The 21931-nt window shown below is 49.6% G+C and carries 17 protein-coding genes, 1 rRNA gene and 1 riboswitch; of the genes, 10 read left to right on the forward strand and 8 right to left on the reverse strand.

From position 1 onward, the window contains the following. The first annotated feature begins 208 nt into the window (after positions 1-208). Positions 209-324, forward strand: a 5S ribosomal RNA gene (gene rrf, locus BM185_RS00010). 385 nt (positions 325-709) lie between these two features. On the opposite strand, the gene BM185_RS00015 is transcribed toward rrf, so the two are convergent. From BM185_RS00015 to BM185_RS00035, 5 genes are all read right to left on the reverse strand, one after another. Continuing rightward, positions 710-2869, reverse strand: a complete 2160-nt coding sequence (locus BM185_RS00015) for a methyl-accepting chemotaxis protein (protein WP_091957498.1) — start codon at positions 2867-2869, stop codon at positions 710-712. 238 nt (positions 2870-3107) lie between these two features. Continuing rightward, entirely contained in the window at positions 3108-4760 is a 1653-nt protein-coding gene (locus tag BM185_RS00020) for a flavin monoamine oxidase family protein (RefSeq protein WP_091957500.1), read from the reverse strand. Beyond that, positions 4753-5535: a carbon-nitrogen hydrolase family protein gene (locus BM185_RS00025; RefSeq protein WP_091957503.1), complete on the reverse strand. Its 783-nt coding sequence runs from the start codon at positions 5533-5535 to the stop codon at positions 4753-4755. The genes BM185_RS00020 and BM185_RS00025 overlap by 8 nt, the downstream gene beginning before the upstream one ends. A gap of 67 nt (positions 5536-5602) precedes the next feature. Further along, the gene (locus BM185_RS00030; RefSeq protein ID WP_091957506.1) at positions 5603-6313 is read right to left on the reverse strand and encodes a UDP-2,3-diacylglucosamine diphosphatase; all 711 of its coding nucleotides are present in this window, start codon (positions 6311-6313) and stop codon (positions 5603-5605) included. A gap of 3 nt (positions 6314-6316) precedes the next feature. Next, the gene (locus tag BM185_RS00035) at positions 6317-6829 is read right to left on the reverse strand and encodes a peptidylprolyl isomerase (protein WP_091957508.1); all 513 of its coding nucleotides are present in this window, start codon (positions 6827-6829) and stop codon (positions 6317-6319) included. Between the two features lie 93 nt (positions 6830-6922). Between BM185_RS00035 and BM185_RS00040 the strand changes: the two genes are divergently transcribed. The 4 genes from BM185_RS00040 (at position 6923) to BM185_RS00055 (ending at position 12837) form a co-directional block, all read left to right on the forward strand. Next, positions 6923-8617: a glutamine--tRNA ligase/YqeY domain fusion protein gene (locus tag BM185_RS00040; protein WP_091957511.1), complete on the forward strand. Its 1695-nt coding sequence runs from the start codon at positions 6923-6925 to the stop codon at positions 8615-8617. Between the two features lies 1 nt (position 8618). Further along, the gene (cysS, locus tag BM185_RS00045; RefSeq protein WP_091957513.1) at positions 8619-10031 is read left to right on the forward strand and encodes a cysteine--tRNA ligase; all 1413 of its coding nucleotides are present in this window, start codon (positions 8619-8621) and stop codon (positions 10029-10031) included. A 307-nt stretch (positions 10032-10338) separates the two neighbouring features. After that, positions 10339-12261 carry a methyl-accepting chemotaxis protein gene (locus tag BM185_RS00050; RefSeq protein WP_091957515.1) on the forward strand — a complete coding sequence of 641 codons (1923 nt, stop codon included), beginning with the start codon at positions 10339-10341 and terminating at the stop codon, positions 12259-12261. 129 nt (positions 12262-12390) lie between these two features. Continuing rightward, positions 12391-12837, forward strand: a complete 447-nt coding sequence (locus BM185_RS00055) for a PaaI family thioesterase (RefSeq protein ID WP_091957516.1) — start codon at positions 12391-12393, stop codon at positions 12835-12837. On the opposite strand, the gene BM185_RS00060 is transcribed toward BM185_RS00055, so the two are convergent. Next, the gene (locus tag BM185_RS00060) at positions 12834-13109 is read right to left on the reverse strand and encodes a hypothetical protein (protein WP_091957518.1); all 276 of its coding nucleotides are present in this window, start codon (positions 13107-13109) and stop codon (positions 12834-12836) included. The two genes, BM185_RS00055 and BM185_RS00060, sit on opposite strands and share 4 nt — an antisense overlap. A gap of 150 nt (positions 13110-13259) precedes the next feature. Between BM185_RS00060 and gyrA the strand changes: the two genes are divergently transcribed. The 4 genes from gyrA (at position 13260) to BM185_RS00080 (ending at position 18514) form a co-directional block, all read left to right on the forward strand. Then, positions 13260-15944: a DNA gyrase subunit A gene (gene gyrA / locus BM185_RS00065; protein ID WP_091957520.1), complete on the forward strand. Its 2685-nt coding sequence runs from the start codon at positions 13260-13262 to the stop codon at positions 15942-15944. A 78-nt stretch (positions 15945-16022) separates the two neighbouring features. Further along, a complete protein-coding gene (locus BM185_RS00070) occupies positions 16023-17030 on the forward strand; it encodes a methionine ABC transporter ATP-binding protein (protein WP_091959804.1) in 1008 nt (335 codons plus the stop codon). Beyond that, on the forward strand, positions 17030-17695 hold the full coding sequence (locus BM185_RS00075) for a methionine ABC transporter permease (protein ID WP_091957523.1): 666 nt from the start codon (positions 17030-17032) through the stop codon (positions 17693-17695). Before BM185_RS00070 ends, BM185_RS00075 begins: the two co-directional genes overlap by 1 nt. Positions 17696-17737: 42 nt before the next feature. After that, complete coding sequence (locus tag BM185_RS00080) at positions 17738-18514, forward strand: MetQ/NlpA family ABC transporter substrate-binding protein (protein WP_091957525.1); 777 nt, start codon at positions 17738-17740, stop codon at positions 18512-18514. A gap of 1 nt (position 18515) precedes the next feature. On the opposite strand, the gene BM185_RS00085 is transcribed toward BM185_RS00080, so the two are convergent. After that, complete coding sequence (locus BM185_RS00085) at positions 18516-19940, reverse strand: 1-acyl-sn-glycerol-3-phosphate acyltransferase (protein ID WP_091957527.1); 1425 nt, start codon at positions 19938-19940, stop codon at positions 18516-18518. Between the two features lie 2 nt (positions 19941-19942). Beyond that, positions 19943-20683 (reverse strand): phosphotransferase, encoded by a 741-nt coding sequence (locus tag BM185_RS00090; protein WP_091957530.1) that lies wholly within the window; start codon positions 20681-20683, stop codon positions 19943-19945. A gap of 19 nt (positions 20684-20702) precedes the next feature. Then, positions 20703-20808, forward strand: a riboswitch (TPP riboswitch). Between the two features lie 6 nt (positions 20809-20814). On the opposite strand from BM185_RS00090, the gene thiB reads away from it, so the two are divergent. Further along, on the forward strand, positions 20815-21825 hold the full coding sequence (gene thiB, locus BM185_RS00095; RefSeq protein ID WP_091959807.1) for a thiamine ABC transporter substrate binding subunit: 1011 nt from the start codon (positions 20815-20817) through the stop codon (positions 21823-21825). Positions 21826-21931 lie beyond the last annotated feature (106 nt).

Raw genomic sequence — 21931 nt, forward strand, 5'->3', positions numbered from 1 at the left:
CCGGGTGTGGAAGTGCAGCAATGCATTGAGCTAACCGGTACTAATGACCCGTGAGGCTTGACCATATAACACCCAAACGGTTTTAAGCGGTACTGAAACGACGTAAACCGGATACGAAACAGATGATGCTTTGACGAAGCGAACGAGATTGCTTGCCCCTTTTTAGGCTGTTGGCCTTAGTAACACCGCCAGCAACCAACCAGTTACGCCTGACGACAATAGCGAGTGGGAACCACCTGATCCCTTGCCGAACTCAGCAGTGAAACCGCTCAGCGCCGATGATAGTGTGGGGCTTCCCCATGTGAAAGTAGGTCATCGTCAGGCACTTCTACCAAAAACACCCCTTGAGATAACTCTCAAGGGGTGTTTTTTTATGGTCAGAAAACCTACTTGAACATGGCATGTGACTGATGGGTCTGGAACCCATCAGAACGGTCGAAGGACGGCCCGCAGGGTGAGCACCAGGGAAGGTGCGAATAAAGTAGGTCATCGTCAGGCACTTATTAAAGAAAAACCCCCAGCTCAAAGCTGGGGGTTTTTTTATGCCTGTTGATTAGGTTTCACAAATTGATTGGGATGAGCCAAAAAATCTGGCCAGGTGGCTGATGTATCTGGAACCTGTCAGAAAGGTTGATTGAGCCCAGGGTAGTTGGCAATAAAAAGCCAGCTCTTGTGAGCTGGCAAAGGGCAAGTACTCCTGAAGAAACCTTTACTTTTGCTGGCTGACGGTAAATTTACCAACCAGCTGTTGGAGGGTTTGGGTCGAGTAGCGAACATGGTTTGCAGAGTTCTGCAGCTCATCCATAACACTGAGCATCTCACCTGAAGCCACTTCAACCTGGCGAATTGAAGAGCCATAAAACTCACTGCGTTCACTGAGTTGAGTAATAATGGTAAACATCTGCTCAACAGCCTGGTGAAGTTCTTGGTTTTCAGAAGTGTTGTTTTCAGCTTCTTTTAGGCGGATATCAACTTCTTTGACGCCATCTTCCATATACTCAACAGCGCTGCGGGTTTCGTTCTGCAGGCCGGTGACTGTTTCACGAATGTCTCCTGCTGCTTCTGCAGTTCTTGTTGCCAAAGAGCGTACTTCATCAGCAACAACCGCAAAGCCTCGTCCAGCTTCTCCAGCACGAGCGGCTTCAATTGCTGCATTCAAAGCCAAGAGGTTGGTTTGATTGGTAATTTCGGTAATCATTTCGACGATATCACCAATTTCACCCATGCGGCTGTCCAATTTCTGAACTCTTTGCGCGGTGGTATCGACAACTTTGCGGATACTGAGGGTGCTGGTTCTGGCACTTTCGAACTGTTCTCTGGCTTTTTCGACCACCTCATCCATGGCTGTTTTCATAGTGTTGGCGGTTTCAGTAGCCTGGCTGATTTCATTCACCTGCTCTTCAACCAGACTCAGCATGCGTCCTATCACCTGGTTCACTTCCTGGCTGGTGTGACTGGCTTCCTGGGTTCTTTCCAGCATGATGTCATTGTTTTCTTTAACTGCTTCCGTGGTGTGGATGACTTGCCCCATGATGCCATCAAGGCTGTCCAGAAAGCTGTTGAACCAGCGGCCCATGCTGCCGCTTTCGTCTTTAGAGAGTTTTTCGGTATCCAGTCTTTGTCTTAGATTGCCTTCACCTTCTGCAATAGTGCGGATAATTTTGGTGGTATTGCGCAGGCGTTCTGCCACACGCTTAGGACCAAGATTAGAAAAGATCCAGGCTGATATGCCTAAAAGCAACGTATTGGCGGCCAGTGTTGAGAGGTCGCCCAGTGGTGCATAGCTGTGCAGCAGGGTGGTGGCCCCTAAAAAGCCTGCTACGGTTAGCAAGTAGGTATTCATCAGGCTGACACTGATTGAACGACGGCGATAAACTTCTTCTAAGTCACCTTCGCACATCATGCCCCATTTATCGGGTGAGCCGGGAAGCTGAAAAGTGACCCCTTTACCAATAACAGGAATGTGGCGGTAATCTGAATAGCCTGGGTAGGTGATAAACAGGTTGCTACCATTGTTTATAGTTTCTCTGACACCTGGGTGAAGGTTGCCTGTTGCCGGGTCGGTGAAGCGCAGTTCCAATTCTGTGTGTTTTTGGACGCTCACAGTACCCCACTTAGTGTGAATGCCTTCTTTAAGATTTTCACCATGAGAAAAGGTACTGTCTTCAAAGCGTGAGCGCGATAAAGCAGTTCCTGGCAGAATCGACTGGTCAAAGCGTGACTCGACCATAAAGATGTAGTTGTCACCTGATTCAGGGTAGACGTGGCCTGCTTCACGTTGGATCAGGTCACCCAGTACATCATTGGGGACGCGGGCGCAAAGACAGCCGACTGCTTGCCCGTCTTTAACCACTGGCTGATAGAACATCAGAGTCATGGCGTCATGGAAACTGGATGAGGAGGGACCCAGCTCTAGCGTGGTTTGATCTGAGTAGGGGCCATGCAGAAAAGGACTGTTCAAGCCTTGTTGTAAGGCGCTGCCCAGCGTTGGGCCTTGATGGAGGTTACCGGAGCGGCCTGAGGCGGTGGAAGCAAGGATTTCGCCATCCTTGCTAATAAAAAAGAGTTCGGATAAGGCAGAGAGTTGTTCTTTCTTAGCTAGTAACTGCTCCTGCATTTTACTTTGATCACTGATTTCTAGCTTTTCTGCCAGCTCATGCAGGGTCTGCCAATGGCTTTCTGTCCATTCGAAAAGTAGCTTAACGCGGGTGGAAGCAATTCCTTCAAAAACCTGTTCAATAACTGGGTAGAGTTCGCGGTTCAGAAAACAACTCCAGCCAAGTTTGAGCTTTCCGTTGCCTCCAAAGACGGGTAACCAACGTCTTTCTGCACTGGACAGATTCATTTTATGGCTTTGCAATAGCGTCATTGCTATTTCTCCAATTGTGTAAGAGTGATGGAAGCGGGGAGTTTTATTCTTATTGATTTGTATCAAGCTATGATGTCTATATAGCAAAAGCTGTACCACCTATGAAAATAACCTTATTTCAGTAGGTTAGGCATCATTTCAGAGGCTTAAAGCAAGATTGATCACCAATTTAGTGCAAATTCCTGCCCGTTTGCTGGGGTTGGGTTTAGATCTTGCGCTAAAATGGTGCAATTATTGGTCAGTCATCCAATCGAAGAGGCAGGCAGGCTTCAGGCTGTTGACCAGGGCCGGGGTTGTCTGGATGATCTTCACCGCCCAGATGATTGAGAACGCCCCAGACACAATTAAGTGCTGTTTGCACGGCCCCTTCAGCCCAGGCAGGCGTCCAGCTAATATCATCACCAGCCAGAAAGAGTCCTTGCTGGTGTGCTGGAAAATCCTTTTGTATAAAGTGACTGTGCATACGATGGTTATAGCGGTAATGCCCGGGAAGGGCACCTTTAAAGGCGCCTAGAAAATTGGGGTCCTTTTCCCAACTGATGGTGATGGGGTTACCCAACAGATGACTGGCGATATCGACATCGGGATAAATCTTTTTCAGGGCTTGCAGAGCTAGCTGAACACGCCTTTCAGCAGTTAGTGGCATCACTTTTAGAGCATCCGACATCCAGGCATAGCTCAAGCAGATCACACCTGGCTGATCATCACCCTGATCAAACAAATAGGTGCCCCGGGTATGACGATCGGTCAGAGTCATGGACATTAGGTCCTCCCCTGTTTTGGGGTGCTTGGCTTTCCAAAAAGGTCGGTCTGTCATGACGAAGGTTTTCGATGACTGCATATAGCGGGTTCGATCCAGCGCCATCCAGAGTTTGTGACTGAATAAATCCTCCTGGGTATCGATTGCAGTAGTGAGCAGCCAGCTTTGGCAGGTGGCAATAACGGCAGCAAAACTATCCTGGTGACCATTGGCATCGGTGATGGTGAGTTGCTGATCAGAATTGCGATGTATTTTGCGGGCTGCTGGCCGTGGAGCCCCCTGATTCAGTTTTTGTAAGCTGGTTCCTGTTGGCCAGTAGGTCAAGTGATCGGGTGTTTTCTGCCAGAGCCGCCGAGGCAGCTGTTCAGCTCCTCCGGGGATGAGGTATTGATCATCATCGCAGCGGGTGGCATTGACGCGTAAGATTTCCAACATGGAATTAGGGAAATCCGAATCCCAACCGCCGGTACCAAAGCCGACTTGTCCGAAGACCTCGCGGTGATGAAAGCTGAGTTTACGAAACGCTTGCGAAGAAGCGATAAAGTCATAAAAAGTGCGTTCATCCCACTCTTTAACCAAGGGATTCCAAATGCTTTTAATGGTTGTTGAATCTCTTGCTGCTATGGCGGCCTGTAAACGTGAAAAATCAGCCTGCTCTTCTAAAGCCTGGTCATAGGCAGTTGCCACCTCTTGAAAGAGTGGCGGCAGGTCTTCAAGCTTTTGGGCGTAATAGCGCTGACCTTCAAGCTCGATGACTGTTGAGCCAGCGGCTTCAGTTAAGGGGTTGGGAAAAGGGGCCTTATCCAACTGACAAAGCTCACGATAGTAATGAAAGGCACGCGAGGATTCGGGAAAACGCATACCACCCAGTTCTGCAATGATGCCTTCAGAACCCTCAAATTCGGCTGAACGCAGGCGACCGCCAATACGCCCGGCTTCGTAGAAAATGGGCTTCAAGCCTAGTTTCATCAACTCATAGCCTGCAACCAGGCCGGCAATGCCTGCGCCTATAATGGCAACAGGCTGCCCCTGTTGGTGTTCAGGGATTTTGCCCAAACCACCGGGATGTGCCAACCAATCATCATAAGCAAAGGTAAAGTCTGGACCATACATGGAAAAAGCTTTAGTCATAAAGCTCGGGTCTCCGATCAGCAAGATAGGTAGCGTGGCGACTGTTGAGGAGTTGTTCTGTATCCAGATCAACGATCAAGAGGTCGGGGAGAGCATTCAGGCGGCCCAGATCTTTTCCGCAGGAATCGCATACACAAGAAAGCCCACAAAACTCTAACTGACCTTCTCGGCCTGTGTAGTTGGCATAAGCCAGACAGATGCCATTTTCTTCTGCACGAACGGGAATTTGACGCAGGGGAATACTGGTATAAGGGTGCATGTTGGCGGTAGGAACCAGAAGCAACTGGGTCGCTTTAAGTGCCAGACTGCGCACTACTTCCGGGAACTCGACATCATAGCAGATAGCCAGATTAACCGACCAGCCGTGGAGGTTGATAGGTTTCATCAACTGCTCACCGGCTTGAAAGCGACAGCGGTCCAATTCACCAAACAAATGGGTTTTTCGGTAGTTGAGTAACGGTTCTCCTTCATTGGAAAGAAGCAAAGCTGAGTTGTAGGGATAAAGATAGCTGGAGCGCTCGGGGTAACCAACAACGACAGCCAGATGATACTTCTTGGCCAGTTCACTGGCTCTGTTGGTTAGTGGGCCAAGCAAGGGGGTTTCTGACCAGTCTTGCAGTTCATCCAGGCGTAACTGATAACCTGTCAGGCTCATTTCAGGGGTCAATAGTAAATCTGCACCTGCTTGGTTGGCCTGAAAACATAATTGTTCTAGCCTCTCAAGTGCTGCATCTACGGAAACAGGAGGAGTTTCTTGCGCCAGTGCTAGCCGCATTGGGATTGCCTCTGAATATTTACTTTCAGATTAGTTGGCTTGTCTGGGACTGCAAGTGATTTGCGGTTTAGAAATGAAAAGAAAGTAACTTAAGAGTTTCACGGGTCATGACCAGCTTCCAGCCCTGATCATCACTCCAGTCGCCCAATACATAACGTTTTCCCGCTGGTTCGTCATGAATGTCTGGTCGGTGGGTATGCCCATGAATTAATGTTTTTACGGCGTGGTTTTGTAAATAATCATTGATAGCCTGAGGATGAGCATCAGTGATGTCTTCTGCTTTCATCCGCGAAGCTTTTTTGCTGGTTTTACGCGTTTGAGCGGCCAACTTACGTCGAAAACTGATGGGTAGCTTGAGTAGGAAGAACTGAACCAGAGGGTTACGGAAAACACGTCGCATGCGTTGGTAGTCCACATCATCTGTACAGAGCAGATCGCCGTGCATAAGAAGTAGAGGCTCACCAAAAGGCACAATTACACTGGGGTCGGGTAACAGGGTGCAGCCCGCTTGGCGGCAAAATTTCTGCCCCAAGGCGAAATCCCGGTTGCCATGCATCAGGTAGACTGAGGTTCCCTGATCGGTCAACTTCTTTAAGGCAGCAGCAACTTCCTGATGAAAAGCGGTCATGGCATCGTCGCCAATCCAGACATCAAAAAAATCGCCGAGAATATAGAGGGCTTCGGCTTCAGGGGCCTGCTCTTCCAAAAAAGTGAAAAACCCCCGGGTTAACCGGGGGCGTTCTTCTTGCAGGTGTAAGTCAGAAATGAACAGCAGCATGAATTACTGAACGACTTCTGCTTTCTCAATCACAATATTTTCCTTGGGCACATCCTGGTGGCCCATCTTGTTACCTGTGGCAACACCCTTGATGGCTTCAACAACATCCATGCCTTCAACAACCTGACCAAAGACAGCATAACCCCAGCCTTGCATGCTTTTACCGCTGTGGTTAAGGAAATCATTGTCTTTGACATTGATGAAGAACTGAGCGCTGGCTGAGTGGGGGTCCATGGTGCGGGCCATGGCAACAGCACCCGTTACATTGGAAAGACCATTGTCAGCTTCATTTTCAACGGGTGCCTGGGTTGGCTTTTGGTTGAAGTCTTCGTCAAAACCACCGCCCTGAATCATGAAGTTACTAATGACCCGGTGGAAAATGGTGCCGTCATAATGGCCGCTTTCGACGTAGCTGATAAAATTGGCAACAGTCTTGGGGGCTTTTTCTGCGTTGAGTTCCAGGGTAATGTCACCCTTGTTGGTGGTCAGGCGAACCTGTGGGTTGCTATCAGACACTGTACTAACTCCATGAGTTGGGAATAAAAACAAGCATCCTGTTATAATAACTGTCTTTGCTTTTATTCACCAACCCGTTAAGAAGCGAGAGCTATGAGCCAGGCCGAAATTTCTGCTGCAACCAACTTTATCCGCAACATGATTCAACAGCAGCGTGAAGCAGGTCAGCAACAAAAAGTCGTGACCCGCTTTCCTCCTGAACCCAATGGTTACCTGCATGTCGGCCACGCCAAAAGCATCTGCCTGAACTTTGGAATTGCGGCAGAGTTTGGTGGTGATTGTCACCTGCGTTTTGATGACACCAACCCTGAAAAAGAAAGCCAGGAATTTATTGATGCCATTAAAGAGGATATCAACTGGCTGGGTTTCGAATGGGCGGGCGGAGTACGTTTTGCTTCCAATTATTTTGACCAGCTGTATGACTGGGCGCTCCACCTGATCAAGGAAGGCAAGGCCTATGTCTGCGAGCTGGATGCCGAGCAGATGCGTGAATACCGTGGCACCTTGACTGAGCCAGGTAAAAACAGCCCCTTCCGCAATCGCAGTGTTGAGGAAAACCTGGCCGAATTTGAAAAAATGCGTGCTGGTGACTACCCCAATGGTGCCAAGGTGCTAAGGGCTAAGATTGATATGGCCGCTCCTAATATCAACCTGCGTGACCCCATTCTTTATCGCATTCGCCATGCACATCACCACCAAACAGGTGATCGCTGGTGCATCTACCCCAGCTATGACTTTACCCATGGTCAGTCAGATGCTATCGAAGGCATTACTCATTCTTTGTGTACGCTGGAATTTGAAGATCATCGCCCGCTTTACGAGTGGTTTTTGAATAACCTGCCAGTGCCATGCAAGCCAGTGCAGACTGAATTTGCGCGTCTTAATCTCAACTATACAGTTACTTCCAAACGCAAACTCAAGCTCTTGGTCGATGAAAGCATTGTTGAAGGCTGGGATGATCCGCGAATGCCGACCCTGTCCGGGATGCGTCGCCGGGGTTTTACGCCCAAATCAATCCGCGACTTTTGTGACTTGGTTGGGGTGAATCGCGCCGGTGGTGTTGTGGACATCAACATGCTTTACTTTGCCCTGCGCAATGATTTGGAACACTCAGCACGCCGGGCGATGGTAGTACTTAACCCCTTGAAGGTGGTGATCACCAACTGGGACGAAGGTCGTGAAGAAACCTTGACTGCACCCTCCCACCCAGCTCGTGAAGACCTGGGCGAACGTCAGCTACCCTTTACTAAGGAGCTGTATATTGACCGGGATGACTTTATGGAAGATCCACCGAAAAAGTTCTTCCGGCTTGCCCCTGGTAAAGAAGTGCGTCTGCGTAATGCCTGGGTGATTCGCTGTGATGAAGTCATCAAGGATGAGCAGGGTGAGATTATTGAACTGCGCTGTTCACATGATCCCGACACCCTGGGCAAGAATCCTGAAGGGCGTAAGGTTAAGGGTGTTATTCAGTGGGTGAGCGCTACTAAAGGTGTTCCGGCTGAAGTACGCCTGTATGACAACCTCTTTCAGGTGGAAAGCCCCGATGCCGATAAAGACAAGGACTTCCTGGAGCACCTGAATCCTGAATCACTCGAAGTCGTCCAAGCGGTTTGCGAACCTTCTTTGGCACAGGCACGGCCCGAAGATCATTTTCAGTTTGAACGCGTGGGTTATTTCTGTGCCGATCGCCGTGATCATCAACCGCTTGACGCAGGCGGTAAACTTGTCTTTAACCGTACAGTCAGCCTGAAGGACTCCTGGGCTAAAATGCAGAAAAAGCAGGGCTAAAATGACCTCTTTACCTCAACTAAGCGTTTACAACACCCTGAGCCGTAAAAAAGAACCACTGACACCCCTGGAAGCAGGCAAGATCAAAATGTATGTCTGTGGTGTTACTGTCTATGACCTTTGTCATTTGGGGCATGCCCGGGTGATGGTGGTTTTCGATATGATTACCCGCTACCTACGTGAACGGGGCTATGAGGTCACCTATGTCCGCAATATCACCGACATAGATGACAAGATCCTCAAGCGCGCTGATGAAAATGGTGAAGAAATCAGCCAGTTGACCGAACGCATGATTACTGCCATGCACGAAGACGAGGCGCGTCTGGGTGTCCTACGTCCGGATATTGAACCCCGTGCTACAGCCCATATTGAAGATATTCTAAACCTGATCAAAACCCTGGAAGACAAGGGCTATGCCTATGCGGCTGAAAACGGTGATGTCTATTATCGAGTCCGCAAGTTTGAAGGCTATGGTCAGCTGACCAATCGCAAGCTGGATGAGCTGCAAGCCGGTTCTCGTGTTGAAGTGGATAGTTTCAAAGAAGACCCCCTGGACTTTGTACTCTGGAAAGCGGCCAAACCCGGTGAAGCCAGCTGGCCTTCACCCTGGGGTGATGGGCGTCCTGGTTGGCATATCGAATGCTCAGCCATGTCGACCTGCTGCCTGGGCAATACCTTTGATATTCATGGTGGCGGACCCGACTTGCCTTTTCCTCATCATGAAAACGAAATTGCTCAAAGTGAAGCTGCCACGGGTCAGAAATACGTCAATACCTGGATGCATGCCGGAGCGGTGCGTGTGGATGAAGAAAAGATGTCCAAATCCCTCGGTAACTTCTTCACTATCCGTGAAATCCTGGAGGCTCATGACCCAGAAGTGGTGCGCTATCTGCTGCTATCCAGCCACTATCGTTCGGCAATCAACTATGCCGATACGGCACTGAAGGATGCTCGTAAATCCTTAGAGCGTTTCTATACCGCGCTGGATGGCATAGAAACGGTTGTTTATCCACAACGTGTCAATGAACAGGGCCAATGGCGACAAGACTTCTATGCTGCCATGGATGATGATTTCAACACACCAGAAGCTCTGGCCGTACTCTTCGATCTGACACGCGCAGTCAATCGAGCGAGAGAAGGCGAAGACACTCAACTGGCCGCTGCTTTGGCTGGTGAACTTCAAGAACTGGGCGCTATTCTGGGCCTGCTGCAACAGGAACCGAAAGATTTCCTTCAGGGGCAAACAGAAGCTGCCAGCATCAATCCGGATGTCATCGAAACCCTGATTGAAAAACGCCTGATGGCCAAGCAAGAAAGAAACTTTGCTGAAGCCGACCGAATAAGGGATGATCTTGCAGCCCAAGGCATTATTCTCAAAGACAGCAAAGACGGGACCACCTGGACCCGAGCTTGATAAATATACCGGTTCTCTTGTAATAACCCAAAAAAACCGGCTAGATTGATCTAGCCGGTTTTGGTTTAGTTGTTCCCAAGCCCTGCCGCTGTTTTTAAGTTCTCAATAAGTTTGTAGCTGCTGACCAGCGCTGTTTTTTTCAGGTTATCAGGCAGTAAGGATGAGCGAGCTATTTTTATGCTGTACATAAGGCTTTCTTATTTGTAAGCCGGATTACAAATTTTTTCTGATGCAGATCAATAAAAAGATTAAGTTAATACTTTGGTTGAACGTTGGAACGCATCAATGCTAATTAAGGGTTTTTTTTATGTCTTTACAGAAAAAAATATTGCTATCCACAGTTTTGATCATTGCATTAATGACTTTTTCAGCTGTGGTATTTTTTGCTTGGCAGGAGCAACAAAAAATCACTGAAGCGGCAGATAACCAAACCCAAGAAGTGATGCAAGAGCTCGACCGACTCCTTGAAGTAACTGACAGTATTATGGCTGAGCGAGTTAAAAGTAGCATGGCACTGTTAATAGAGCGGATAGAGGAGCAGGGCATACCTGACCAAGGACCTTCAGTTCAAATTAACGATCAGGCGGTGCCCCAGCTTTTTATTGGAGATCAAGCTCAGGCAGAGCATTATGATTTAGTGGATGGCCTAACTCGTATCATGGGAGGCACGGCAACTCTATTTAGTCGAAGAGGCGATGATTTTGTTCGTGTTTCAACTAATGTTCGTCGGGCCGATGGGGAGCGAGCCATAGGTACTTTGTTGGATCCTCAGGGAGCTGCTATTCGTGCCTTGCTGGAAGGAGAAGCCTTTTATGGTCAAGTGGATATTCTTGGTAACCCTTTCTTGACTGGTTATGAGCCTATCCATAATCAACAAGGACAAGTAATTGGTATTGCTTATGTTGGTTATTCAGCTGATTTAAATACCTTGAATAATGTTATTGCTGCAACCCGTATCCTTGATAGCGGTTTCGTTGCACTGCTGGATGCTCGCGGCAACCTGCGTTTTCATTCAGAGCACCTTCAAACTGGCGAGATTCAGGAAGGGTTAGAAAACACAGGTAATTGGATATTACATGAACAGCAGTTTACACCTTGGGGGTACCAGATTGTTGCCGGTTACCCTGTTCAAGAAGTGCAACAGCGTATTCTGCAGGCTTCAGGTACTATCCTACTGACTCTGGCAGCGGCAGGTACTCTGTTGAGTTTATTATTAGTGGTGCTCTTGCGCCGTATGGTTGTGCGGCCACTCGAACTGACTATCCATGCTCTTGAAGATCTTGCAGAAGGTGGTGGAGATCTGACACGGCGCTTCAATTCCACTGCCCGGGATGAACTAGGGCATATGGCGCGAAGTTTCGATAAGCTACTAGAACGTCTACAGGGCAGTATTCGGGATACCACAAACAGTTTGACACCTTTGGCAAAGTCGGTTGATCAGCTAAAGGTCATTAGTCGCGAATCTACTGAATCACTACGAAATCAGAATGAAAGTACAGAGCAGGTAGCCACAGCTATCCAGGAAATGCATCACTCTGCACGCTCAGTAGCTGAACATGCCCGGGAAGGTGAGCAAGCATCAGAAAAAGCTGTTCAGTTGGCGAGTGAAGGGAGTAGCTTGATGGATGAGCTGGTTGGAGGAATCAATGAGCAGGCAAAAGGCACCGAAACGCTTGTAGAGGTAACTTCAGAGTTGTCGGAAGCAAGCCAGTCAATCACAGTAGTTCTTGAAGTAATTAACGATATTGCTGAGCAAACGAATTTGTTGGCACTGAATGCTGCGATAGAAGCAGCAAGAGCCGGTGATCACGGACGTGGTTTTGCTGTAGTGGCTGATGAAGTGCGCTCACTAGCTAGCAGAACGCAAAGTTCTACCGAAGAAATACGACAAATGATTGATCGTATGCAGCTAGCAGTTGGTCGTGCTCGTAAACTAATGGCTGATGCACAAGAGCAGATGCAGAAGAATGTTGGCAAAGCAGATGTTTCAGGAGAAGCCTTTAAAAACATTCTTGCGACTCTAGATCAAATCAATAGCGTTAACGTTCAGGTTGCTAGTGCGGCAATGCAACAAAGCCAGGTTTCTGCTGATATCAGTGAGAAGATCTCCCTCATCCATGATTCATCCGAATTTAATCTTGGCAAAATGGAAGAAGTAAGTGCTCAAAGTGAAGCCTTACTGACTTCTTGCGATCAGATTCAAAAAAAGTTGGCTTACTATCGCACTTGAGTGTAAATAGTGAACTGTTGTTGGCGCGGATTCAATCAAACTATTTGCTGACTAGCAGGTCGTGTTTGCTGGTGTTTTCTTTGCTGGGGCTGATATAGGCTGTTGGTAAACAACAACAAGGAAAAGCCTATGTCAGCTGACTTTCAACCGGCCAACCCCAACTATCATCAAGAAGTTGAGCGTATTCTCCAGGCGGCTCCTTTTGCGCGTGCTTTGGGATTGCAGACGGTAGAAGTAGCACCGGGTTATTGTGAAACCCGCTTGCCTGTGCGTGAAGACCATCAGCAGCAGGACGGTTATGTGCATGCCGGTGTCCAGTGTACGCTGACAGATCATACCGGTGGAGCAGCTGGGGCCACGCTGATTGGTGAAGGGCAGTTGGTGCTGACGGCTGATTTTAAAATCAGTCTTTTGAGGCCTGTCCTGGGCAAAGAGCTGAATTGCCGTGCCCGTGTTATCAAACCTGGACGTAGTCTGATTATTGTTGAATCTGATCTTTTTGCCGATCAGCGCTGGGATAGGCTACTGGCCAGGGCTTCTGTCACCCTGGCCGTTGTAGACAAAAGGCTTGCTTAATAAAGTGCCTGACTTTCCTCAACCACTTCTTTGAGAAGCTCCAAAAATAGCTTGTCCGCTTCGCTGCGTTCTTCTGGATCTTCGGGAATTTTAACCAGAGTTTCATTGGTAATGTCTTCGGCCACCTTGTCGAGCATCTTGTGGTCGCCATAGTGACGCTTGGCTATTTCCAGGGTGGTTTCCAGGGTGCCGGGCTCCAACAACAGCTTTTTAAGGAATTGGCGAAGCTCTGAAAGGGCGCGGGCTTTGGTAATTTCATTTGAGCTGCTCATCGACAGACTCCTTCTACATTAGTGTTTGTTGCGTTAGGGCTTTTTTTATCTTACTGGATTTTCCGCAAAAAAGCTGCATGACCATGACCTGAAGACCACAACAGGGTATACTTGTCCGGTTATCATACAACCGCAGAAGGACGAAGATGCATGGCTGAAATCGCCAAAGAGATTCATCCAGTCAATATCGAGGACGAGCTTAAGCAGTCCTATCTTGATTACGCGATGAGCGTCATTATCGGACGCGCCCTGCCTGATGTTCGTGATGGCCTGAAACCGGTACACCGCCGTGTTCTTTTTGCCATGCACGAGCTGAATAATGATTGGAATAAACCCTATAAGAAGTCAGCGCGTGTCGTTGGTGATGTGATCGGTAAATACCACCCGCACGGCGACTCGGCAGTCTACGACACTATTGTCCGTATGGCTCAGCCTTTTTCCCTTCGCTATATGCTGGTCGATGGGCAGGGTAACTTTGGTTCCATCGATGGCGATTCTCCTGCCGCCATGCGTTATACCGAAATTCGCATGGCTAAAATGAGCCATTCATTGCTGGCTGACTTGGACAAGGAAACGGTTAACTTCGTTGACAACTACGATGGCACCGAGCGAATTCCTGAAGTCCTGCCAACGCGCGTTCCCAACCTGCTGGTCAATGGCTCTGCAGGTATTGCTGTGGGCATGGCGACCAATATTCCACCGCATAACCTGGGTGAAGTGGTCGATGGTTGCCTGGCACTGATCGATGACCCTGATCTGACCATTGATGATTTAATGGAATACATTCCTGGTCCTGACTTCCCCACGGGCGCGATCATCAATGGCAAGGCCGGTATTGTTGAAGCCTATCGTACGGGCCGGGGTCGTATTTACATGCGTGCCCTGCATCACTTTGAAACCATCGGCAGCCGCGAAGCGATCGTCTTTACTGAAATTCCTTATCAGCTCAACAAGGCGCGCCAGATCGAAAAGATTGCCGAGCTGGTTAAAGAAAAGAAAATCGAAGGCATTGCTGAATTGCGTGATGAGTCGGACAAAGACGGCATGCGCATCGTTATTGAGGTCAAAAAAGGCGAGTCGCCAGAGGTGTTGGTCAACAACCTCTTTACACAAACCTCTCTGCAAAATGTCTTTGGCATCAACATGGTGGCCCTGAAAGATGGCCAACCCATGCTGTTGAACCTCAAGCAGTTGCTTGAAGCCTTTATTCGTCACCGCCAGGAAGTGGTCACTCGCCGTACCGTTTATGAATTGCGCAGGGCACGTGAGCGGGGTCATGTACTCGAGGGCCTGGCGATTGCTCTGAGTAATATTGATCCGATCATCGAACTGATCAAGGCATCGCCTTCTTCCGCTGAAGCCAAGGAAGCTTTGCTGGCCAGAGATTGGCAACCCGGCCAGGTGGTCCAGATGCTGGAGCGTGCCGGTGCTGATGCCTGTAAACCCGATGGTCTGGAAGAAGGCATGGGTCTGTCTGAAAATCAGCAGAGCTACCGCCTTTCACCCGTTCAGGCACAAGCGATCCTGGATCTGCGTCTGCATCGCCTGACCGGCATGGAGCACGAAAAACTCCTGACTGAATACCGCGAGCTACTGGATAAAATTGCTGAATTCCTGGCCATTCTGGCCGATCCTGCATTGCTGATGCAGGTGATCCGTGAAGAGCTGGCCGCTATTCGCAATGAATATGCTGATAAGCGTCGCAGTGAAATCATTGCCAGCCGTCAGGACTTCTCCATGGAAGACCTGATTGCAGAAGAAGACATGGTGTTTACTCTGTCGCGTACCGGTTATGCCAAAACCCAGCCGCTGAGTGATTATCGTGCCCAGCGTCGAGGTGGTCGCGGTAAATCGGCCACGGCGATGAAAGATGAAGATGTCATTGAGCATCTATTGGTGGCCTCAACGCATGACACCATTCTGCTCTTCTCAACCCGTGGTAAGGTCTACTGGCTGAAGGTTTATGATGTGCCTACCGGTAGCCGGGGTTCACGTGGCAGGCCGCTGGTTAACCTCTTACCGTTGGAAGAGGGTGAACAGATCACCACCATCCTGCCGGTCCGTGATTATCCTGAAGACCACTTTGTATTTATGGCAACGGCTCGGGGCACGGTTAAGAAAACCACTCTGGATCAGTTCTCGCGTCCGCGCTCCAATGGTTTGATTGCTTTGGATCTGGATGAAGGCGACCGTCTGGTCGGTGCGGCCATTACCTATGGTAGTGACCATGTGATGCTCTTCACCAGCGCTGGCAAGGCCATTCGCTTTGAAGAAAATCATGTCCGGGCGATGGGTCGTACAGCACGCGGTGTTCGCGGTGTGCGCATGCCTGAAGATGCAGAAGTCATTAGCCTGATTATTCCCCGCTCCACTGAAATCGATGCAGAAACCGAGGGTGAAGAAGGTCAGGAAGAAACCATCACTGATGCACCGGTTACTGTGCAGGAAGGCGAACGTCCGATTTATATCCTCACTGCTTCTGAAAATGGCTATGGTAAGCGTACACGCCTGCAGGAATTCCCCTTGCGGGGTCGTGGTGGTCAGGGTGTGATCGCCATGCAAACCAGTGCCCGCAATGGTGCTCTGGTTTCCGCGATTCAGGTGGAAGATGGTGAAGAAATGATGCTGATCACCAACCGGGGCACCCTGGTGCGCACACGTGTTGATGAAGTCTCCATCACTTCGCGTAACACTCAGGGCGTAAAACTCATCAGCTTGGCTGAAGAAGAAGCCCTGTGTGGAACCGTTCGGGTGCAAGATGTTGAAGAAGCCCTTGATGAAGATGGTGATCTGGAAGCAACAGGAAGTGCTGATCAAGAGTCTTCTGAAGACTAGGCCCTAAAGCAACTAATGAGTGTCGAATCCCGGCCAGGTGCCGGGATTCTGTTTTTTGGGAAGCCAAAGGTAATTCCAGTGATTAAATTTCATCAGGTCCACAAGGCCTACAAAACCGAAGGCCGGATGATCCCGGCTCTTCAACCCTGTGATCTTGAAATTCCTGCCGGACAAATTTACGGCCTGATTGGTCATTCAGGAGCAGGTAAATCCACACTTCTACGCTTGATCAACCGCCTGGAAGAACCCAGTGGTGGGCGTATCGAAGTTGCTGGCCAGGAGGTAACCAGCCTACAAGCTGAAGGCCTGCGTGCCTTCCGACGTCAGGTGGGTATGATCTTCCAGCACTTTAATTTGCTGTCATCAAAAACAGTGGCTGAGAATGTGGCCATGCCCTTGAAACTGGCTGGTCAAATGTCTTCTTCAGCTATTGCTGACAAGGTGGCGAGCCTGATCAAAAGGGTTGGGCTTGAAGAGCATGCCAACAAATACCCAGCCCAGTTATCGGGTGGGCAAAAGCAGAGGGTTGGGATTGCACGTGCCCTTTCTACAGACCCAAAAATCCTGCTTTGTGACGAAGCCACCAGCGCCCTGGACCCTCAGACCACGGGTCAGGTTTTACAGCTACTCGCTGAAATTAACCGTGACCTGGGTTTGACACTGGTATTGATTACCCATGAAATGGATGTAATCCGCCGAATCTGTGATCAGGTTGCCGTGTTGGATGCTGGTTTTATTGTTGAGCAGGGACCCGTTGCAGAGGTGTTTTTGCATCCTCAGCACCCAACAACCAAGCGCTTTGTCCAAGAAGCTGAGCAAATTGACGAGCAAGAACTGCATGCTGATTTTGCTCAGGTTGAAGGTCGTATTCTGCGCCTCACCTTTCACGGACAAACGACTTATGAACCCTTGTTGGGGCGGGTCGCTCGAGAGGCGGGTGTGGATTTTACCATCCTAAGCGGCAGGATAGATCGTATACGTGAAGTTCCCTATGGACAGTTGATCGTTGCCTTTAATGGCGGAGAGCTGGAGCAGGCAATGGAGCTCTTGTCAGCCTCTGATGTTCACCTGGAGGTTATGCGCTAATGGAAGCCTTACTGATTAATGTGGACTGGTATGAGATAGGTATCGCCACTCTTGAGACACTGTTGATGCTGGGTGGGTCTTTGCTTTTTACAGTGATTTTCGGCTTGCCTTTGGGTGTGCTCTTGTTTTTAACCGGCCCTAAGCAGCTTTTTCAGCAAAAGGGTTTTTATGCCATCTTGTCGTTAATAACCAATATCCTACGGTCATTGCCTTTCATCATACTACTGATAGTGATGATTCCGGTGACGGTCATGATTACAGGAACCTCGCTCGGTGTTGCTGGCGCTATTCCTCCCTTGGTGGTGGGTGCCACTCCCTTCTTTGCACGCTTGGTAGAAACTGCTTTGCGCGAAGTGGATAGAGGCATTATTGAAGCCACCCAAGCGATGGGCGCAACGACTAAGCAAATAATTTTTAATGCTTTGTTGCCGGAAGCGCGTCCCGGTATTATTGCTGCCACCACCGTGACAGCCATCACCCTTGTGTCCTATACGGCAATGGCTGGGGTTGTGGGTGCTGGAGGCTTGGGTGACCTGGCTATTCGCTTTGGTTATCAGCGCTTCCAGACTGATGTCATGGTTGTTACTGTCCTGTTGTTATTAGTCTTGGTGCAGATCCTTCAGTCGGTCGGTGATCGGCTGGTAGTGCACTATTCACGAAAATAAGCCTACCCGGCTGCTAGACCTCTCTCACAAGGAGACTTATTGATGAAAAAAATCTTGACCGGCCTGCTGGCGTTGGTTGCCTTCTCTATGCAGGCACAAGCCCAGACACTTCAGGTTGCAGCGACAGCTGTTCCCCATGCAGAGATTCTGGAATTTTTAAAGCCAACATTGGCCGAGCAGGGAGTGGACCTACAGGTTAGGGTCTTTACTGACTATGTGCAGCCTAATACCCAGGTTAATGAGGGTCGCCTGGATGCCAACTTTTTCCAGCATCAGCCTTACCTGACCAACTTCAATGAAAGCCGCGGTACCCGGTTGGTTAGTGTAGCTGGCGTTCATGTTGAGCCCTTTGGAGCCTATTCTGAGCGTCACCAATCACTGGATGACTTACCCAGCCGGGCCCAGATAGCCTTGCCCAATGATGCAACCAATGGTGGGCGAGCACTCCTACTGTTAGAAGCTGCGGGCTTGATTACCTTGGACCCTGATGCAGGCATCACTGCCAGCCCAAGGGATATCCAAGACAACCCCAAACGCCTGCGTTTCCGTGAATTGGAAGCTGCCACCCTGCCACGTATTCTGGGTCAGGTGGACTTGGCACTGATCAACACCAACTATGCTTTGGAAGCAGGACTGAATCCAACAGAAGATGCCCTGATCATGGAAGGTAGTGACTCACCCTATGTCAACATCCTGGTTGCTCATGAAGACCGCCAAGACAATCCTGCTCTCAAACAACTGGTTGCAGCCTTAAAAACCGAAGCGGTACGTGAGTTTATCAACAACCAATATCAAGGTGCGGTCGTGCCGGCTTTTTAGGTTAAAAACCTTGCGGATCACCATAGCGCTCATGGAGTTTTTCCAGTAGTCGAACAATTTTTTGGCGCTCATCTTCCAGTTTGTTCATCAGGCTTTCACGCTTGAGTAGGAAGGTGCGCACCAGAATTTTATGACGATACTGGGTGATGCGTGTTCGGTAGTGGAGGGCGATCAGGCCTGTGGGGGGTAGGGTCGCCAGATAGATCAGGCTGCCAGTTAGGTTGCGATCAGTAAATCGCCATAGCCAAAAGCCAAAAATCAGGTAGGTGCCTATAAAGGCTGCCAGGCCAACGCCAAAGTAGGCGAAGGTTCTCAGGGCTTCATCATGAAAGCGTTTGCCGAAAAAACGGGCGATTAGCCAGGGCCAAAGGTTATGCAAAACGCCGTAAGCTGCAAAGGGCGCCATGCCCAGGGCATAGAGGGTCATGCGCAAGCGTAATAACCTTTCTTTGAGCGGCTGGGCAAAATTCTGGTCAAGGTCATCCCTTAGATTGAGCTGACGCAGGTGATCCTTGTAGCGGATTACTTGTCTGTTTAACTCGTCCACCAGTTCGGGTTCCAGCAGACTGGCTCGGGAAAGAGCTTGATTGAGTTGGCTGCGCCCTTCAAAAAGCTCTTGCAGGTTATCCAGTTCAACAGGGCTGGGCCGAAACCAGCCGATAAGCCAGTGCCAGATGCGTCCCCAGTGCCCTGAGGGTGTTGCTGTGTTGGAGGGCTGATGCCGGTTGGCTACGGCTTGCTGATAAACACCGCCCAGGTCTTCAATAAGCTGACCCAGCCTTAGGTCTTCAAGGTGGTTGGCTTGCTGGCGTAGCTTTTGTTCCAGATGACGCGTGAGTTGGAGGATGGCTTCTTCGGGATCTTTACGATGCAACTGTACGAAATCAGCTACTTGCACAGCTTCTCCAAAGCGTAACAGCACCGAAGACATAAAGAGTTCCCGGTTTTGGAAGTTGATGCCAACGGGAACGACCTGCAAACCCAGTTGATAGTTGTTACGGGCTTCCACTTCCAGCGCCATGCGTGCGGTTCCCGAGCGCAGGTTAGCCAGCTGTAGATGGGGAGAGTTGCGCCCTTCGGGAAAAATACCTACACACTTGCCTTCCTCCAACCGTAAATAGACCTGTTCAAAGGCTTCGCGTTTGGCCGTTTCACCCTTTCCTCTACGAATGGGTATGGCCCCCAGCCAGGTGTATATACGTGCCAATACGGGTGATCGAAAGAGTTCACTTTTGGCCAGATAGTTAACCGGGCGGGTCAATTCGGTTGCTAGTAATACTGAGTCGAGAATGGAGCTGGGATGGTTGGCAGCCAAAATAACCGGCCCTGAAGGGGGCACAGCTTCTTTGTTGCTGGAGTCAACGCGCAGAAAGTAAAGGCGTACCAGTAAACGAATAAAGTAACGCAGGAAACGGTAAAGACGCATAGTTACTCCTGTTGCCGGGTCCTTGCAGCCTGCCAGAGTTGATCCAGTCCTTCCAGCCAGTTCGTCATTGCTTGCCAGGGGTTGTCCAGGCCCAAATCCGGCAAGGCCCTGATTAAATGTTCTTTTTCAGTGTCGGACAAATTCAGCCAACGATCCAGTGCAACGGCATCAATCCAGGGGTTACCTGGGGCCGCATATTCCCAATCAAGCAGCGTCCAATGCTGGTCATTCAAAAGTAGATTACCGGGATGCAGATCATGGTGGGTTAGCTGTTGCTGTTCAGGCCACCTGTTGGCGAGTGTTCTGAGTTGTTCGACCAAGGGTTGCAGAGGTGCTGCATAACCGGTTTCTTGCCAATAGCTGAAGACCAGGTCTTCATAGTTGATGCCAGGGAGATCACAAGGTTGCTGCCAGAGATCGACCAGAATTTCCAAGAGCGCTTGACGGGTTGAAGGGCGTAGTTTTTCCGCCTGGGGGTGATCGCCAGGAGTTTTGTAAAACAAGAGTCCTCGGCTGGGTAAGCTGCGAATTAACCAGGGAACCCAGCTTCGATTTTGCAGTAGCTGAAGAATTTTGGCTTCGCGTTCATGGTTGCATCCAGGAGCTTGCCCGAATTGACGCCAGATGAGCTCACCTTTGCGGGTGATCAGCAACCAGTGGCTATTACCTGTGCCTTTGGCAAGAAACTTTGGCTTTTCCAAGGGTTGCAGTTCAGGGGGTAAGGGGGGCAGGTGAAGTTGCATTTTTGTTGTACAATGAAGGCCTGTCTCATCGGGGTGCCTCTGACTTTAAGTCACTTGGCTGAGAAATTCTACCCGCTGAACCTGATCCGGATCATACCGGCGTAGGGAGTGGGATGACACGGGCTACTTTTATGTTGAAATCTTGCTTTTCAGGCAAATTGGCAAGCTGGGTCTTGCTAACTGCCTTGATTTTTTCGTTTTCTACCTTGGCAACTGCAGATCGACTTACGGTTTATACCTATAGCTCTTTTACCAGTGAATGGGGGCCGGGCGCCCAAATAAAAGAAGCTTTTGAAGCTCAGTGTGCCTGCCAATTGGAATATATCAGCCTGGATGATGGTGTCAGCCTTCTTAATCGATTGCGCCTTGAAGGAGCCTCTACGCGGGCTGATGTTATTTTGGGTTTGGATGATGCCTTGATTGAAGAAGCGCGTTCGCTTGATCTGGTGCAGCCCCACGGTTTGGAATTACAAGATTTTAATTTTAAATCTGAGTTAGCCTGGCAAGACAAGGATTTTTTACCTTTTGACTTCGGCTACTTTGCCTTTATTTATGATTCCGAAACAACTCAGCCTGTGAGTTCTTTGGCTGCTTTGCTTGAATCAGATGCTTCAGTCATTTACCAGGACCCACGAACCAGCACACCCGGTCAGGGGCTCCTGGTTTGGATGAAGGCGCTCTATGGTGACGAGACTGCTGATGCCTGGAGTCAACTGCGTCAGCAAACAGTCACGGTCACTAAAGGTTGGTCAGAAGCTTACAGCCTGTTCCTTGAGGGTGAAGCAGACTATGTGCTGAGTTACACCACCTCACCGGCTTACCATCAAATTGTTGAAGAAACCGATCGCTATCAGGCGGCTAAGTTTAGCGAAGGCCATCCTCGTCAGATAGAGGTAGCGGCTATCAGTCGTCATGCGAAGCAAAAAGAATTGGCCGGTGATTTTTTAGCCTTCCTGCTGAGTGAAACTGCTCAGGAAATACTTCCAGTGACCAACTGGATGCTGCCCGTGATTGAAGGCGTGGACCTGCCTGAAGCTTTTGGTGACCTGATCCAGCCGCAAGCTGTCGGTTTTACTCCTGAACAAATCCACCAGCAACGTCAGCAATGGATTCGGGAATGGCGGAGTGCAGTGAGTCGGTGAGTGTCTGCAGGATTCCTAACGTATTAACTAGGGAGTCAGTGTGCAGCTTGGCAGGCTGTCTGCAACAGGAAGTTGCAGGCAGAGCTTACAGGGATGTATTCACGCG

It is taken from the genome of Marinospirillum celere (genome assembly GCF_900112235.1).
GTDB classification, from domain to species: Bacteria; Pseudomonadota; Gammaproteobacteria; order Pseudomonadales; family Halomonadaceae; genus Marinospirillum; species Marinospirillum celere.